The organism is Streptomyces sp. 63XJN7_1_ISO-PGPR-S23-121 (genome assembly GCF_056173025.1).
On the sequence record NZ_CM149653.1, the window covers coordinates 2,322,725 to 2,338,370 of the forward strand.

Annotated in this window: 15 protein-coding genes; 8 read left to right on the plus strand and 7 right to left on the minus strand. The window is 75.0% G+C overall.

Annotated elements, in window-relative coordinates:
* Positions 1–224: 224 nt before the first annotated feature.
* The 3 genes from AC0VYN_RS10270 (at position 225) to AC0VYN_RS10280 (ending at position 4,010) form a co-directional block, all read left to right on the plus strand.
* Positions 225–1,724, plus strand: a complete 1,500-nt coding sequence (locus AC0VYN_RS10270; RefSeq protein WP_475535715.1) for a protein phosphatase 2C domain-containing protein — start codon at positions 225–227, stop codon at positions 1,722–1,724.
* Positions 1,725–1,751: 27 nt separating this feature from the next.
* Positions 1,752–3,494, plus strand: coding sequence for a pyruvate dehydrogenase (locus tag AC0VYN_RS10275; protein WP_385459625.1), 1,743 nt, complete (start codon positions 1,752–1,754; stop codon positions 3,492–3,494).
* A 132-nt stretch (positions 3,495–3,626) separates the two neighbouring features.
* Positions 3,627–4,010, plus strand: coding sequence for an ATP-binding protein (locus tag AC0VYN_RS10280; RefSeq protein ID WP_385459623.1), 384 nt, complete (start codon positions 3,627–3,629; stop codon positions 4,008–4,010).
* A gap of 69 nt (positions 4,011–4,079) precedes the next feature.
* On the opposite strand, the gene AC0VYN_RS10285 is transcribed toward AC0VYN_RS10280, so the two are convergent.
* Both AC0VYN_RS10285 and AC0VYN_RS10290 read right to left on the minus strand, forming a co-directional pair.
* Positions 4,080–5,132 carry a DUF2637 domain-containing protein gene (locus AC0VYN_RS10285; protein ID WP_385459621.1) on the minus strand — a complete coding sequence of 351 codons (1,053 nt, stop codon included), beginning with the start codon at positions 5,130–5,132 and terminating at the stop codon, positions 4,080–4,082.
* Positions 5,133–5,435: 303 nt separating this feature from the next.
* Positions 5,436–6,281, minus strand: a complete 846-nt coding sequence (locus AC0VYN_RS10290; RefSeq protein ID WP_385459619.1) for a (2Fe-2S)-binding protein — start codon at positions 6,279–6,281, stop codon at positions 5,436–5,438.
* Between the two features lie 169 nt (positions 6,282–6,450).
* Between AC0VYN_RS10290 and AC0VYN_RS10295 the strand changes: the two genes are divergently transcribed.
* Complete coding sequence (locus tag AC0VYN_RS10295) at positions 6,451–7,227, plus strand: GntR family transcriptional regulator (protein ID WP_475535716.1); 777 nt, start codon at positions 6,451–6,453, stop codon at positions 7,225–7,227.
* Positions 7,228–7,261: 34 nt separating this feature from the next.
* On the opposite strand, the gene secD is transcribed toward AC0VYN_RS10295, so the two are convergent.
* From secD to AC0VYN_RS10315, 4 genes are all read right to left on the minus strand, one after another.
* A complete protein-coding gene (secD, locus tag AC0VYN_RS10300) occupies positions 7,262–9,637 on the minus strand; it encodes a protein translocase subunit SecD (protein ID WP_475535717.1) in 2,376 nt (791 codons plus the stop codon).
* Between the two features lie 83 nt (positions 9,638–9,720).
* Positions 9,721–10,239, minus strand: coding sequence for a hypothetical protein (locus AC0VYN_RS10305; protein ID WP_475535718.1), 519 nt, complete (start codon positions 10,237–10,239; stop codon positions 9,721–9,723).
* Between the two features lie 104 nt (positions 10,240–10,343).
* The gene (locus tag AC0VYN_RS10310) at positions 10,344–11,057 is read right to left on the minus strand and encodes a response regulator (protein ID WP_385459611.1); all 714 of its coding nucleotides are present in this window, start codon (positions 11,055–11,057) and stop codon (positions 10,344–10,346) included.
* A gap of 2 nt (positions 11,058–11,059) precedes the next feature.
* Positions 11,060–12,019: a HAMP domain-containing sensor histidine kinase gene (locus tag AC0VYN_RS10315; protein WP_386921981.1), complete on the minus strand. Its 960-nt coding sequence runs from the start codon at positions 12,017–12,019 to the stop codon at positions 11,060–11,062.
* Positions 12,020–12,370: 351 nt separating this feature from the next.
* Between AC0VYN_RS10315 and AC0VYN_RS10320 the strand changes: the two genes are divergently transcribed.
* The 4 genes from AC0VYN_RS10320 to AC0VYN_RS10335 all read left to right on the plus strand — a co-directional run bounded on the left by AC0VYN_RS10320 (position 12,371) and on the right by AC0VYN_RS10335 (position 14,717).
* The gene (locus AC0VYN_RS10320; protein ID WP_385459607.1) at positions 12,371–12,694 is read left to right on the plus strand and encodes a TraR/DksA C4-type zinc finger protein; all 324 of its coding nucleotides are present in this window, start codon (positions 12,371–12,373) and stop codon (positions 12,692–12,694) included.
* 45 nt (positions 12,695–12,739) lie between these two features.
* Entirely contained in the window at positions 12,740–13,111 is a 372-nt protein-coding gene (locus AC0VYN_RS10325; protein ID WP_475535719.1) for a TraR/DksA family transcriptional regulator, read from the plus strand.
* Complete coding sequence (locus AC0VYN_RS10330; RefSeq protein ID WP_475535720.1) at positions 13,108–13,953, plus strand: rod shape-determining protein; 846 nt, start codon at positions 13,108–13,110, stop codon at positions 13,951–13,953. Before AC0VYN_RS10325 ends, AC0VYN_RS10330 begins: the two co-directional genes overlap by 4 nt.
* Before the next feature lie 122 nt (positions 13,954–14,075).
* Positions 14,076–14,717, plus strand: a complete 642-nt coding sequence (locus AC0VYN_RS10335; protein ID WP_475535721.1) for an Rv1733c family protein — start codon at positions 14,076–14,078, stop codon at positions 14,715–14,717.
* 42 nt (positions 14,718–14,759) lie between these two features.
* Here AC0VYN_RS10335 and AC0VYN_RS10340 read toward each other — a convergent pair whose 3' ends face one another.
* Positions 14,760–15,548, minus strand: coding sequence for a hypothetical protein (locus AC0VYN_RS10340; RefSeq protein WP_475535722.1), 789 nt, complete (start codon positions 15,546–15,548; stop codon positions 14,760–14,762).
* Between the last annotated feature and the right edge of the window lie 98 nt (positions 15,549–15,646).

Below are 15,646 nucleotides of genomic sequence, written 5' to 3' on the forward strand. Positions count from 1 at the left end.
AGCCACGGCACAAACCCGCCTCCGGACATCATCGCCGTACCGCGGGGCACTCTGCCAAGGTGGCGTCGCCGGGCGGTCCTCCCGTGGGGGGTGGGGCCGCCCGGCCACCCCGTCCGCCCCACCGTTCGCCTCCGTCACGCGACACTCCCTCCGGCGCGCGACGGCCCGGCGGATTTTCCCGATGCCCCGTTTTCATCCGGCCCCATCGGTGGACAATCGGGAGCATGAGCCAGCAGGGGGGAAGGCCCACCGGTCCCGAGGACGACTGGTGGGGGCAGCTGTACGACGACTCCACCGGCGACACCGGCCCCACGGCCGCGCCCGATTCCCTGGACGACCGGTACGCCTCGGCCGCGGGGACGGTGGGCCGGCCCGAGGGGGACCCGGGCGGGGAGCCCCCGGCCGACGACCGGCCGCCCTGGTGGGCGGCACCGGAACGCCGGGACGTCCCGGAACCACGCGGCCACCGCGGGCAGCGGAGCGTCCCCGGCCCCTGTACCCGCGCCGCGGCCGGGGCGACCGGCGCGGACGGCGCCGCGACGGACTCCCGGCCCGGTGCGGACAACCTCCGCGCCGCGGGGCCGCCGCGCGACCTGCCCGCCCCGGAGGTCCCGCCGCCACCGCCTCCGGACACCGCCTCCGCCCTCCCGCCGCCCCCGCCCCAGTTCCTCCCCTCGCTCCCGTCGCGGGCGCGACCGCCCCGCGGCGACGCGAACCGCGTGCCCCGGGCCGCCTCCGACGCGCCCGCGCCCGCGCCCGCCCCGGGTCACGTCGGCTCGGGACCGCCCACCTACGAGGCCGAGCCCACCGCGCTGCCGCCCGCCGACCCCGACGCGCTGGACGGCCTGGTGGCGGACACCGTGCTGGAGGGCGCCCGGTACGGAGCCTGCACGCTGCGGGCCGTCTCCACGCGGGGCGACTCCGCGCGCCACCGGGGAGACCCGCGCCGCGACGCACTGCTGGTCGCCCGGTTCGGCGCGGGGGAGCAGGCACTGGTCCTGGTGGCGATGGCCACCGGCGACCGCGCGACGGCCGGGACGCACCGTGCCGCCGCCCAGGTCTGCCGGTGGATCGGCCGGGCCGTCGGCCGCAGCCACGCCCGCCTCGCCGAGGACCTGCGCGCCGCCCGGCGCGGCGACCTGAAGTCCGGCCTGCACCGTCTCACCGACCGCAGTCTCGGACGGCTCCGGGCCGAGGCCGCCGAACAGGGCCTCGCCCCGCACGAGTACGCGGCCGGCCTGCGCTGCCTGCTGCTGCCCGCCGCCCCCGAGTGCCGCACCCGCGTGTTCTTCGGCGTCGGGACGGGCGGACTGTTCCGGTTGCGCGACGGCGTCTGGCAGGACCTCGAACCGCGCTCCGGCGAGGTCACCGGCGACCCCGTCGTCGGCTTCGGCTCCCCGCCGAGCCAGACGCCCCACGGCGACCGGCTCACCATGGACCTCGGCGTCACCGCACCGGCCGGCCCCCACGCCACAGGTCCCAGCGAGCCGTCCCGCGAGCCGTTCCGCTTCCGTGCCTCCGTAGCCCGGCCGGGTGACGTGCTGCTGATGTGCAGCACGGGCCTGGCCGAGCCGCTGCGCGGCGAGCGCGAGCTGGGCGAACTCCTCGCGCGGCGATGGGCCGACGCCGAACCGCCCGGCCTCGCCGCGTTCCTCGCCGACAGCGGGGCCGGGGTCGAGGGCTACGCCGACGACCGTACGGCCGCCGCCGTTTGGGAGGCGTGACGCCGCGCGCTGTGCCTCCATGGACCCATGGCCAAACAGAACGTCGCGGAACAGTTCGTCGACATCCTCACCCGTGCCGGAGTGGAACGCCTCTACGGAGTCGTGGGCGACAGCCTCAACCCGATCGTGGACGCGGTGCGCCGCCATCCGGGCATCGACTGGGTGCACGTGCGGCACGAGGAGACCGCCGCCTTCGCCGCAGGCGCGGAGGCCCAGATCACCGGGAAACTGACCGCCTGCGCGGGCTCCTGCGGCCCCGGCAACCTCCACCTCATCAACGGGCTTTACGACGCCCACCGCTCCATGGCCCCGGTCCTCGCCCTCGCCTCGCAGATCCCGTCCAGCGAGATCGGCCTCGGCTACTTCCAGGAGACCCACCCCGAGCAGTTGTTCCGCGAGTGCAGTCACTACTGCGAGCTGATCTCCAGTCCCCAGCAGATGCCCCGGCTGCTGCACACCGCCGTCCAGCACGCCATCGGCCGCTCCGGCGTCAGCGTGGTCTCCCTGCCCGGCGACGTCGCCGGGCAGCCCGCCCCGGAGAAGGCCGTCGAGACCGCCCTGGTCACCTCGCGGCCGACCGTCCGCCCCGGCGACGAGGAGATCGACCGGCTGGTGCGGCTGATCGACGACGCCGACAAGGTCACCCTGTTCTGCGGCAGCGGCACGGCGGGCGCCCACGCCGAGGTCATGGAGTTCGCCGGCCGGATCAAGGCGCCCGTGGGCCACGCGCTGCGCGGCAAGGAGTGGATCCAGTACGACAACCCGTACGACGTCGGCATGAGCGGGCTGCTCGGGTACGGCGCCGCCTACGAGGCCACCCAGGAGTGCGACCTGCTGCTCCTGATCGGCACCGACTTCCCGTACAACGCCTTCCTGCCCGACGACGTGCGGATCGCCCAGATCGACGTGCGGCCGGAGAACCTCGGCCGGCGGTCCAAGCTGGACCTCGCGGTGTGGGGCGACGCGCGGGAGACCCTGCGCTGTCTGATCCCCCGGGTGAAGGAGAAGACGAACCGTCGCTTCCTCGACCGGATGCTGAAGAAGCACGCGGACGCGCTGGAGGGCGTCGTCAAGGCGTACACCCGCAAGGTCGACAAGCACGTGCCGATCCATCCCGAGTACGTCGCCGCCGTGCTGGACGAGGTCGCCGACGACGACGCGGTCTTCACCGTCGACACCGGCATGTGCAACGTCTGGGCCGCTCGCTACATCTCGCCCAACGGCCGGCGCCGCATCATCGGCTCCTTCTCGCACGGCTCGATGGCCAACGCGCTGCCGATGGCGATCGGCGCCCAGCTCCCCGACCGGCGCCGGCAGGTCGTCTCGATGTCCGGCGACGGCGGGTTCACCATGCTGATGGGCGACTTCCTCACCCTCGTCCAGCAGGACCTGCCGGTGAAGGTCGTCGTGTTCAACAACTCCTCGCTCGGCATGGTCGAACTGGAGATGCTGGTGGCGGGCCTGCCCTCGCACGGCGTGGCCAACCGCAACCCCGACTTCGCCGCCGTCGCCGAGGCCTGCGGTGCCTTCGGGGTGCGGGTGGAGAAGCCGAAGGAGCTGGCCGGGGCGCTGAAGGCGGCCTTCAAGCACAAGGGCCCCGCCCTGGTCGACGTCGTCACCGACCCCAACGCCCTGTCCATCCCGCCGAAGATCAGCGCCGACATGGTCACCGGCTTCGCCCTGTCCGCCTCGAAGATCGTCCTGGACGGCGGGGTGGGACGGATGCTCCAGATGGCCCGGTCGAACCTGCGCAACGTGCCGCGGCCGTAGGCGCGGGGCCGGCCGCTGGATCGACATGACTGCCCGGGTGCCCATCGGGCAAGGATTCCCCCGTGAACGTGTTCGATCAGTAGAAGGGGAGATGACATCGGCACGCCGACGGGGGACACGGAAAGGAAGACGGTGCCGCAGCTCAGGCGCAGTCTGGGCCGGGCGGACCTGCGGGCGGTGCCCGAGGCCCGCCGGGCGCTGCGCGAGCTGTTGCGGCACTGGGGCGAACCGGGACAGTCGGAGGTCGCGGAGCTGCTCACCAGCGAGCTCGTCACCAACGCGCTCGTGCACACCGACGACGACGCGCTGCTGACCGCCACGGTCTCCGAGCGCGGGCTGCGGGTGGAGGTACGGGACCGCGCCGCCCGGCTGCCCCGGCAGCGCGCCCCGGCACCGGACGAGAGCACCCACGGCAGGGGCCTGGTGCTGGTGCGGTCCCTGGCGGACGCGTGGGGGGTGCGGGCGCACGACGGGGGCAAGGCGGTCTGGTTCGAGCTGGGCGCGGCGGCCGCGTGAACGCCGCAGGGGCGCGACACGCGGTCACGCCCCTGCGGCGGTGCGGCGGCACAGGCCGCCCATGGCGTCCTAGCCGAACTGCTGCTCCAGGTCCTTGAGCTTGCGCTCCAGGGAGTCCAGGCGCGGCAGGGCCTGGGTGTCGTCCTCCGCGGTGAGGTCGACGGTGAGCGGGTCAGCTCCGCTGCGCACGGGCTGCAGCGAGGGAAGCTGGCGTACGGGCAGCTGCTCCGGAGTGGATATGGCAGGCTCCGCGGCAGCCCGTTCGGAGCCGCGCTCCACCTGCTGGACGTCCACCTCGACCTGCCGGCCGCCGCGGCCGGGGAAACCCCGGTGGCCGTGGCCCCGGCTGATCGCCTTCAACTGGGCCCGCTCCAGGCGCTCCTGCTCGCGGCGCCGCTGGCGGGTCTCCTCCTTCTGACGCCGGTCGTCGCGCACTTCCTCGACGGCCTCGTCCAGGCTGCGCACGCCCTCGAGGAGCATCAGCGACCAGGCGCGGTAGGTCTCCCGGGGGGCCCGCAGCCAGCGGACCATGCGGATCTGCGGCAGCGGACGCGGCACCAGGCCCTGCTCGCGCAGCGCGGCCCGGCGGGTCTGCTTCAGCGCCCGGTCGAACAGCACCGCCGCCGACAGGGACATGCCGGCGAAGAAGTGCGGGGCGCCCGCGTGGCCCAGGCCCCGGGGCGCGTGCACCCAGTTGAACCAGGCGGCGGCGAACGCGAAGGCCCACACGAGTATCCGGGAGCCGAGCGCCGCGTCACCGTGGCTGGCCTCGCGCACCGCGAGCACGGAGCAGAACATCGCCGCCCCGTCGAGGCCGAACGGGACCAGGTACTGCCAGCCGTCGCTCAGGCCGAGGTTCTGCTCGCCGAAGCCGACCAGTCCGTGGAAGGAGAGGGCCGCGGCGACCGCGGCGCAGCAGAAGAGCAGCACGTAGGAGAAGGTGCCGTAGAGGGCCTCCTTGCGCCTGCGGCGCTCCTCGGCACGCTCCCACGAGTCGTCCGCGCCCGCGTCCTTCCCCGAGGAGCGCTTGCCGCGCGCGAGCACCGCCACCGCCGCCAGCATGCCCAGGAGCAGCACGGCGCCCGGAAGCAGCCAGTTCAGCGATATGTCGGTCAATCTCATCTGGGGTCCCTTGCCTTGGGATAGGGCGTAACGCCCGCCATGGTGGCCCAAACCCGGCAGCCCTCAGGGGGTTTCGGGGCAAGAGGCCGCCGAGGGAGTGAGGGGGGTTGCCCGGGGACGGCGATCTGCTCGAACTGCCGCTTGAGGGACGGGAGTTGAGTTCGAATAAGGATACCCGTACGGGTGGTTCCGCGGAAAGTTCCCGCGGCAGGTGGGGAAGTTGTGAAACGTCGTGCGGACGTCGCGGGAACCGGCCCGGGTGATCTTAGCGGAGCGGCGCCGGGCCGTCGTACCGCGGGCGGCTCAACCGGCGGTGGCGAGCAGCTTGTTGACGCGGTCCGCGTCGCAGGTGCGCGGGCAGGTGGCGCACGTGTCCTCGGGTCGCAGCGTGTAGAACATGCAGCAGCTCGCCCGGTCCCGGGTGTGCAGCGGTTCGCCGTCCGGTCCGGTCAGCTCCCGGAACGCGGCCTTGCCGACGTACGGTTTGGTCGCCCCCGGCAGCAGCAGCTCCAGTTCCTCGCGCGCCCGCTCCTGTTCGCCGAACAGGTGGGCGACGTACCAGAGGCCCTCGACGACCTCGTCGGTCGCCATGCCCCACAGGGCCCGCCCGCGGCGGCGCATGCGCGGTCCGAACCCGGCCAGCACCGGCTCCAGGTGCTCGGCGACCGCGGCCCGCACCTCGGCCCGCAGCGCCTCCTCGTCGGCGACCACCCGGGCGCCGGGCAGGGCGGCGGCGGGGTCGCCGGGCAGGCAGGCGAAGCCGCTGGGCCGCACGGCCATGCGGCCCAGCGGCAGTCCCGCGGCGGTGCGGTCGAAGGCGACGTGCGCGGCCGGGTAGCGGGGCACCCTGCGGTGCAGGAACCACGGCACCGTGATCAGCAGGCAGGCCGGCCAGGCGTACCGGTGCAGTCCGAAGCTCGCGACCACGTCGGGCCGGGCCCGCTGCCCGTAGTCGCGCACCACCTGGGCGTCGTCCCAGGCGAGGAACGCCTCCAGCTCCGCCCCGCCGGCCGCGAGCGAGGCGGCGGCGACCCAGCCGCCCCCGCCGGGCAGTTCCTCCCCGGCGTCCGGCGCGGTGATGCCCAGTCCCGGCAGGACCTCGGACAGGCGGGCGTAGGAGTCCGCGACGGCCGGGTGGGAGACAGGCATGCGGGACCACCGATCCACGTCAGGGCAACGGATTGCTTGAGGTAAGCCTTACCTTACCCAAGATCTTCGGCAGGGGAAGGGGCGGGTGGTGGACGTAGGGTGCTTGACGGACCGGACGGCGACCCGCCGTCATGACCCCCGATCACCGGCACGCCCAGGAGGAGGACCCGTGGAGCAGAGCACACCCGGCTCCGCCGGGCAGGTCCGGGTGCCCGCCCAGCCCGGCGCCGCGGCCCGGGAACGGGACGGCGCCCCGGACCCGGGCGGGAGCGCGCGCGGTGAGCACACGCACGGCGAACGCCCCCTCGGCCGGCCCCGCGCCCTCGTGCGGCGGTCCTCCGTGCGCGGGCAGGTCCTCGACGCCCTGCGCGCCGCACTGGCCGCCGGGGAGCTGCGCCCCGGCGAGGTCCACTCGGCCCCCGTGCTCGGCGAACGGTTCGGTGTCTCCGCCACCCCCGTGCGCGAGGCCATGCAGCAGCTCGCGCTGGAGGGCGCCGTCGAGGTCGTCCCCAACCGCGGATTCCGCGTCGTCGAGCGGGGCGCCCGGGAACTGGCCGAGCTCGCCGAGGTCCGGGCCCTGCTCGAGGTCCCGGTCCTGCTGCGGCTGGCCCGCACCGTGCCCGCCGAGCGGTGGGCCCGGCTGCGCCCCGTCGCCGAGGCCACCGTCCGGGCCGCGTCCTCCGGATGCCCGGCGACCTACGCCGAGTCCGACCGCGTCTTCCACCGCGAGCTGCTCGCGCTCGGCGGCAACGACCAGCTCGTCCGGATCGCCGGCGACCTGCACCGCCGCGCCCAGTGGCCGCCGGCCGGCGACCCCGCGACGCGGGGCCGGGCCGACCTGATCGCCGACGCGCACGAGCACACGGCGCTGCTGGACGCGCTGATCGCCGGCGACCAGGACGCGGTGCGGGCCCTGGTGGCGGGACACTTCGCCGCCACCCCCTGAGCCGGGCCCGCCCCCGCGGTCCTCCCGCGACCCCTCACGGGACCTCCTGCGACACCTCCCGGGCCCCCTGCTCCCGCGTGCGCCGCCGCGCCGCCGGCTTCCCGCCGGTCCCGCCCGCGCCGCGCGAGGCGCGCCGCCCGGTCCCGCGGCCGTACAGCTCCACGGCGAGCGGGGCGGCGGTGAACACCGACGAGTACGTTCCGACCACCACGCCGATCAGCAGGGCGACGGCGAAGTCGGTGAGCGAGTCCTGGGCGAGCACCGCCAGCGCGGCGAGGATCAGCACCGCGCCCATGCCGGTGTTGACCGTCCGCGGCAGCGTCTGCAGGATCGCCTGGTTCGCGAGCCGGGCGAACGGCGTCCTGCGGTCCTTCCCGAGCAGTTCGCGGACCCGGTCGAACAGGACCACCGAGTCGTTGACCGAGTAGCCGATGACGGTCAGCAGCGCCGCCAGGAACACCCCGTCGATGGGCTTGCCGAGCCAGGCGAACACGCCGACCAGGATGACCACGTCGTGCGCCAGTGCCCCCACGGCCGCGGTCCCGAACAGCCATCGGAAGCGGGCGGCCAGGTACAGCAGCTGGGCGCCGAGGGCCAGCCCCAGGGCGATGAGGGCGTCCCGGCGCAGCTCCTCGCCGAGACTGGGGCCGATCAGCTCGTCGCGGACCTTCTCGGTCTCACCGCCGAGCCCGCCGACCGTCTCGGTGACGGTGGCCGCCTCCGCGTCGGTCAGCTCCTCGGTGCGCACCGTGAGGCCGTTGTCGCCGGAGGACTGCACGACCGCCCGCGGGAAGCCCGCGTCGGCGAGCGCGGTGCGGGCCCGGTCGGGATCGACCTCGGTCGCCGTCGTGTACTCGATGAGCCGTCCGCCGGTGAACTCGATGCCGAAGTCGAGGCCGCGGGCCACGATGCCCGAGCCGGCCAGCACCAGGACGATGCCGGAGGTGGCCAGCCAGCGGCGCGGCCGGCGCATCAGGAAGGGGTCGCGGCGCAGCAGGGCGTCGCGGACCGGGCCGGTGGTGGAGATGCCCGTGAGGTGCGGGCGGCGGCGCACCGACGGGCGGCTCACGGCGAACTCGGCGAGCACCCGCATGATCACCAGCGCGCTGACCATCGAGGCGAGGACACCGATGCCCAGGGTGACGCCGAAGCCCTTGACCGGACCGGAGGCAAGGAAGAACAGCAGGGCGGCGGCGATGAGCGTGGTGATGTTGGAGTCGGCGATCGCGCTGAAGGCGCTGCGGAAACCGGTGGTCAGCGCCGAACGCGTACTCGGCCGGGTTCGCAGGGCCTGCTCCTCCCGCGCCCGTTCGAACACCAGGACGTTGGCGTCCACCGCCATGCCGATCGCCAGGACGAACCCGGCCAGGCCGGGCAGGGTCAGCGTCGCGCCGACCGCGGCCAGGGCGGCGTAGGAGATGACGCCGTAGCAGAGCAGGGCCACGGTGGCGAGGGCGCCCATGAGCCGGTAGACGACGATGATGAACAGCGCGGTCAGCGCGGTGCCGATGACCGCGGCCCAGGCACCGGCCGAGATGGCGGCGTCGCCGAGGGTGGCGCCGATGGTGCGCTGCTCCACCGTGTCCACCGGCACCGGCAGGGCGCCGCCCTTGACGAGCAGGGCCAGTTCGCGGGCCTCGGCGTCGTCGAAGGAGCCGGTGATCTGCGTGGAGCCGCCGGAGATGCCCGCCCCGCAGGCCACCGAGGGGTCGACCTGCGGCGAGGAGATGATCTTGTCGTCGAGCACGATGGCGACCCGGCGCTGCGGGTCACCGGCCGGGTGGCAGGCGGCCTCGCCGGTCACCCGGGCCCATCGGTCGCTGCCCCGGTCCTTGAAGTCCACGGTGACGTGCCAGCCGGCCCCGTTCTGCTGGTCGAACCGGGCGTCGGCGCCCTTGACGTCCTGACCGGTCAGTCCGGCCGGCGCCAGCCGCAGCGACTGGCCGGACTCGTCCGGCAGGACCCGCTCCTTCGAGGCGTCGGCGGGCCGCTCGGTGCCGCCCCCCGGCGTCTCGGCGGCGCCGAGCACCGCGTGGACGGTGAGCTGTGCGGTGCGGCCCAGCACGTCGGCCGCCTTCTCGGGGTCCTGCACACCCGGCAGCTCGACGACCACACGATTGTCGCCGGAGCGGACGATGCTCGGCTCGGCGACCCCGAGCGCGTCGATCCGGCCGCGCAGCACCTCCACGGTGCGGTCGGTGGCCGCGCGGTCGGCCTTGGCGGTGGACGTGGATCTGGTCTCCAGCACGATCTGGGTGCCGCCGCGCAGATCGAGTCCGAGGCGGACCGGCAGGGTCAGGGCGATGGCCACCGACACGGCGATCACGGCCAGGGCGACCAGCGCACGCAGGCGGAGCGAACGCGACTGCGCGCGGGAACGGGAGCGGGGTCGGGGACGTGAACGTTTCACACGGGCCTCCGGCAGGCACGCCGCGGCGGCGGCCTGCGCGGCCGCGACGGAAGAAGGAAGGGAAAGCAGGAAAAAGGGGAGCGTCAGGTGCCGGAGGGTGCGGGAGGCGCTCGCCCGCGGTCGTGGCGCGTGCGGCCGGGGGAGACGGAGGGGGAGCCGGGTGCCGTCGGGGTCCGTCGCCCGTGGGCGGCCGGGACGGCACCGGTCCCGTGTGCGGTGACGGCGAGGTGGTCCGGTACCGGGGGGCGTTCGCCCAGGTGGTCGTGGCGGGGCCTGGCCTGGGTGGCGCAGGTGCCCGGGCAGCCGTCGTCGTCGTGGAACCCGGCGTCCGGGTGGGGGACGGCCGTGACCGAGTGGACCGGGAGCGGCCCGCCGGGTGCGACGCGGGCGTCCGGCGCGGGCCACGCCGGGACCAGGACCAGCAGGACGGCCAGCAGCACGGTGAACGTCGCCGCGAGCCGTCGGCCGCCGGCGCCGGGACGCGCCGGCCGAGCGGCGGCCCCCGGCGCTCCGCCCGCACGCCGGCCGAGTCCCGGGGAGCGCACGCCGGACTCCGCGGGCCCGGAGGCGTCCGGGTGCCGGGTCCAGGGTGCGGGGCGCATGCGCCGTCCCCTTTCGTGGTGGGCGCGCGGGGGTGAGCCCGGAGCTCCGGCCGGGGAGTGGGCGGCCAGAGCCCCGGGCGGTCCGGGGGAGGGGGTGGCGGGGGTCAGGGCTCGATGAGCCCGGCGCGGATGGCGTACCGGGTCAGCTCCAGCCGGTCGCGCAGGCCGAGCTTCTGCAGCAGGTTCGCGCGGTGCCGCTGGACGGTCTTGATGCTGATGAAGAGGATCTCGGCGATCTCCTTCGACGAGTGGCCCTCGGCGACGAGCTTGAGGACCTCCTCCTCACGGGGGGTCAGGATGTGGTCGGCGGTCTCCTCGCCGTGCCGGACCCGGTCGAGGTAGTTGCGGATCAGGGCGGTGACCGCGCCGGGGTAGAGGAACGGCTCGTCGCGCATCGCGGCCCGGCACGCGGCGACCAGGTCGCGGTCGGCGACGGACTTCAGGACGTATCCGCAGGCACCCGACTTCAGTGCCTGGAACAGGTACTGCTCGTTGTCGTGCATCGTCAGCATCAGGATGCGCAGCCCCGGCTTCAGCGCGGACAGCTCCCGGGCCGCCTGGAGACCCGTCAGCCGCGGCATCGCGATGTCCAGCACGGCGAGGTCCACGGCGTGGGCGCGGGCCATGTCGATGGCCTCGGCGCCGTCCCCGGCCTCGGCGACCACTTCGAGGTCCGGCTCCCGGTCGAGGATGAGGCGCACACCCCGGCGTACCAGCGCGTGGTCGTCGGCGAGGAGGATGCGGATCCGGGACGGATCGGCGGCGGGCGGCCCGGACGCGACGGGTGCGGACGCGGCGGGCAGGGACGGGTCGGACATGGTCAGGGCTGCTTCCTGGATGCGGGGACGGGTGCGGTGAGCCGGATCCGGGTGCCGGCCCCGGGTGCCGAGGTGATGTCGAGGCCGGCCCCGATCAGCAGGGCCCGTTCGCGCATGCCGCGGATGCCCGCGCCCTCGCAGGCCGCCTCGATGCCGCGGCCGTCGTCGGCGATCTCGAGGACCACCGCGCCGTCGGCCCGGCCGAGGCTCACCTCCAGGCGCTCGGCGTCCGCGTGGCGGGCGGCGTTGGTCAGGCTCTCCTGCGCGACCCGGTAGAGGACCAGCTCCGTCTCGTGGTCCAGGGCGGGCAGGTCGGCCCCGAAACGGCGGGTGACCCGCAGACCGGTGTGGGTGGCGAAGTCGTGCGTGAGCGAGGTCAGCGCGCTGATCAGGCCGAGGTCGTCCAGGACCCCGGGGCGCAGCCGGCGCACCAGGCGGCGGACCTCGTCCAGGCTCTCCCGGGTGATCTCCTGCGCCTGGTGCAGTTCGCCGCGCAGCGGCTCGTCGGCGTCGTCCGCCGCGCGCCCCAGCACCAGCAGGATCGCGGTCATGCTCTGCCCGACCTCGTCGTGCAGCTCCTGCGCGATGCGGCGCCGCTCCGCCTCCTGGGCGAGCAGGACGCGGGCGCTGCTGGTGACGCGCTCGTGCTCCAGGCGGTCGAGCATGGCGTTGAAGGTGCGGATCAGCTCGGGGACCTCGCCACCGCCGGACACCGGGAGCCGCTGGCCGGGACGCAGCAGGTCGACCGTGGTCATCAGCTTCGTGAGCCGGTCCAGCGGCGACAGGCCCCAGCGCAGCAGGGCGCCGTTGGCGACCAGCATGACGGTCATGCCGCCCACCAGCACCGCGGCCTCGGTGAGCAGGACCGGTACGGAGACGGTCACCGGGGCCCACAGCAGCAGTGCCGTGGCAAAGCCCAGCACCACCGCGTTGAGCCCGAAGATCCGCCAGAACAGGGACACCGGGAGTACGCCTCCTTCTGCGACGTGGCAAGCCTCTACTTTCGGTCATCGCGCACCCCGGTCGGAGCTGCGGCCCTTGACACGACCGAGCCTGGGCCCAGCCTGCTCCTTCCGCGCCGCCGGGTCGATGGGGTCCGACCCCCATTTCCAGAGTGCACCGCACCCATACGGCCGCCCCCGGACACCGTGGAGTGGATGCTGCGCCCCCGGGCAAATGGGGCCTGCGCCCGATGGGAATCCACCCCCGGTCCGGCCAGGGTTGAGGTTGCCCAGGACTTCCTCGAGCCGCCGGCCCCGCCGCGGTCACGAGGAGCAGCCGCACCCGCCGTACTCCCGAGAGAAGGACTCATCGTGTCGCTCGACGCCTCCCGCATCGAACCCCGCCCCGAGCGGCTGACCGCTCACGAGGCCCGCCAGCGCCTCGAGCACGCGCGCAACACCCGCATGACCCAGCTGACGGCCCTCGGCGAGAGCAGCCAGGACGACCAGCTCATGTCCGCGCAGAAGACGGCCATCGAGCGGGTGCTCAAGGAGATCGAGGAGGCCTTCGCGCGCGTCGAGAACGGCACCTACGGCACCTGCCTGGGCTGCACCAAGCCCGTCCCGGGCGAGCGCCTGGAGATCCTCCCCTACACGCGGTACTGCGTCGCCTGCCAGCGCCGCGCCGCCGCCTGAGCACCGTCCGTCCAGTTTTCGTCTCCCGCCCTGCTGAGGGGTGAAGTGGTGAATCAACAGATCATCGGCGACCACGACACGCGTCTGTCGCCCGAGGACCTCGCCGCGCTCCGGGACAGCCTCCTCGAGCAGCGGCTGTTCCGCGAGGAGCAGCTGCGGCAGATCGCGGCCGTCCCGTCCCGCGCCGACGACCGGCTCGAGCGGCGCTCCGCCGCGCGGACCGAGGTGCGGATCCAGCTCGCGGCCTCCGCGCGCATGGTGCTCGCCGACGTGGAGGCGGCGCTGGACCGCATGGCCGAGGGCCGCTTCGGCTCCTGCCACCTGTGCCGGCGTCCCATCGCCCGCGAGCGTCTGATGATCGTGCCGCAGGCCCGCTACTGCGCGCGCTGCCAGCAGGTGCGGGAGGCCGGACGATGACCGTGGTCCGGCGGCCCCGGGCCGCCCTGTCCCGGCACCGGCCGTGGCCGCTGTGCCGGCAGTGCAGCGGCGTCGCCCTCGACATGGGCAGCGCCCGCACCCGCGCCTGGGTCGCCGGGCGGGGCATGATCCTCGACGTGCCGACGGTGACCTTCCCCGGCGCCGGCGCGGTGTATCCCATCCAGCGCGGCTCCATCGTCGACACCGAGGGCACGGCCCGGATGCTGGACCGGCTGCTCGGCAACCGCCTGCCCCGGTTCACCCGTCCGCTGGTCGTGGTGACCGCGCCCGTCCTGGACGGGTTCGCCTACCGCACCGAGGCCCGTACGGCGGTGGAGGTGCTGCGTCCGCGCAGTGTGCTGACCGTCCCCAGCGCGCGGGCCGTCGCGCTGGCGGCCGGGGCGGACCTGTCCCACCCCCTGCTGGTGGTGGACCTCGGCGCCCATCTCACCGAGGTGGTGCTGCTGGTGGACGGCGCCGTCTTCGACGCGCGCCGTACCGCGCTGGGCACGGGCGACCTGGACGCCGCCACCCCGGCGACGCTGATCGCGGAGGCGGTGGTCGACATGGTGACGTCGATGCTGCGCCAGGACCGCACGTCCCTGACCGTGGACGCCCTGGGCCGGGGACCGCTGCTGGCCGGCGGGGGTGCCCTGCGTCCCGAGATCACCTGCCGGCTCACCGCCCGGCTGCACGCGCCCCTGCGGGCGGTGCCGGCGCCGCACACCGCCGCGGTCCGCGGCGCCGCCAGGCTCCTGGAGGCCGCTCACGCCCACCCGTCCACGGACCCCGGCGCGGGCCCCGGCACCGGTGCGGACCCGCCGCACCCCTGCACCCACTGACCACGGCCGCGGCCCCGCCGCCGGGGCCGGCCGCGGCGGCGCCCCCGTACCCCGCCGTCGCGGCCGGCCACCGGCACCCACGGCCCCGCTCCGGCTGCCCGGACCCTGGAAGGAGGCACACCGTGGCCGGCGACATACCGCGAGCACAGCCACCTCCGGCTCCCGCACCACGACAGCAGCAGCACCCGTACCTCCTGCTGTGGCGGTGGCGGCGCAACCCCCTGCGACGCCGTACCGACCGGGCGCAGGGCTGGATCGCGCTCGGACTGCTGCTCGCCGTGCTGGCGGCGGCCCCGGCGGCGATGTTCACGGCGGGCGACGCCGCGTACCGGCACTACCGCGACCTCGCCGCGCACCAGGAGAGCACCCGGGACCACGTCCCCGCCGTCCTCGTCCACGACGCCCCGCGCCACCCGGAACCCGGTTCGGACGAGGCACGGCAGACCCGTTATCCGGCGGAGGTGCGGTTCACCGCCCCGGACGGCGGGACGAGGACCGGGAAGGCCGACGTCGAGCCCGGGCTGCCCGCGGAGAGCACCGTCCTGGTCTGGGTGGAGGCGGCGGGAGCGGTCACCGGACCGCCGCTGGACGACGATCAGATCCGCAGCCGCACCATGGGCTGGGCGATCCTCGCCTTCCTGGGCGTCGTCCTCACCGGCCTCGCCGCGCACGGGGTCACCGGCCTGGTGCTGTACCGGCGCAATCTCGCGGCGTGGGACACGGCGTGGGCGGCGACGTCGCCGCGCTGGAGCAGGTCCCCCTGACCGGCCCGGCCCGGCCGCGCGCCCCGCTGTCGCCGCCCCTCGTCAGGCCGTCGCCGCCCCCGTCGCCGGCGGGGCCAGCTGGCGGGCCAGCCAGGTCGGCACGCCGCCGAGCAGGCGCAGCAGCCGCCGGGCCTCCTCGCGCAGCCGTGACGCCTCCGGCTCGGACTCCGCGTCCGCGAGCGACACCAGCGCCGGGGCCGTACCGACCAGGTACCCGAGCTCCTCGCGGATGCGGAGCGACTCGGCGAAGCCGTGCCGGGCGTCCGCCAGCTCGCCCTCCCTGAGGGCGAGTCCGGCCAGGTGCCGCCAGGTGAAGGACTGCAGCAGCGGGTCGCCCTGCGCGGTCGCCCCCGCGTGCGCCCGCCGGTACGCCGCGCGGGCGGACTGCGGCGAGCGGGTCAGGTTCTCCGCGACCAGGCCGCGCCGGAAGTCCAGCAGCGCCCGGCCCCGCGCCCCCGGCGCGATCAGCGCCGCCGCCCGGCCCAGCGCGGCCCGCGCCTCGTCGGCCCGGTCGCGCACGCCGTGCACGGTGGCGGCGTAGGCGAGCTGACCGCGCTCACAGGCGGCGGCCCCGCGCTCGTCGTCGGTGTGGGCCCGCGCCTCGGCGGTGCGCAGCGCGTCCTCCGCCTCCGCCCAGCCCTGCTCGGTGTACAGGCACCGCTCCACCAGCAGCGCGGTCCGCTGCAGCGCGGTGGCCGCGGTGACCGGCTGCAGCAGGGCCACCGCGTCGGCCCAGCAGGCGCGCGAGCGCAGCCGCCACACCGCGGTCTGGAGCGGATCGTCACCCTCGGTCGTTCCCCAACCAGAACCAGCCATGGCGGAATGCGCCACGTCGCCCTCCCCAAGCACGCCGTCGAGCCGTCGAGTGGTGGCGGCATCTCAGCACGAATCGAGGGGCCCGGCCAAGGGGGTGGGTGAAAGATTTCACA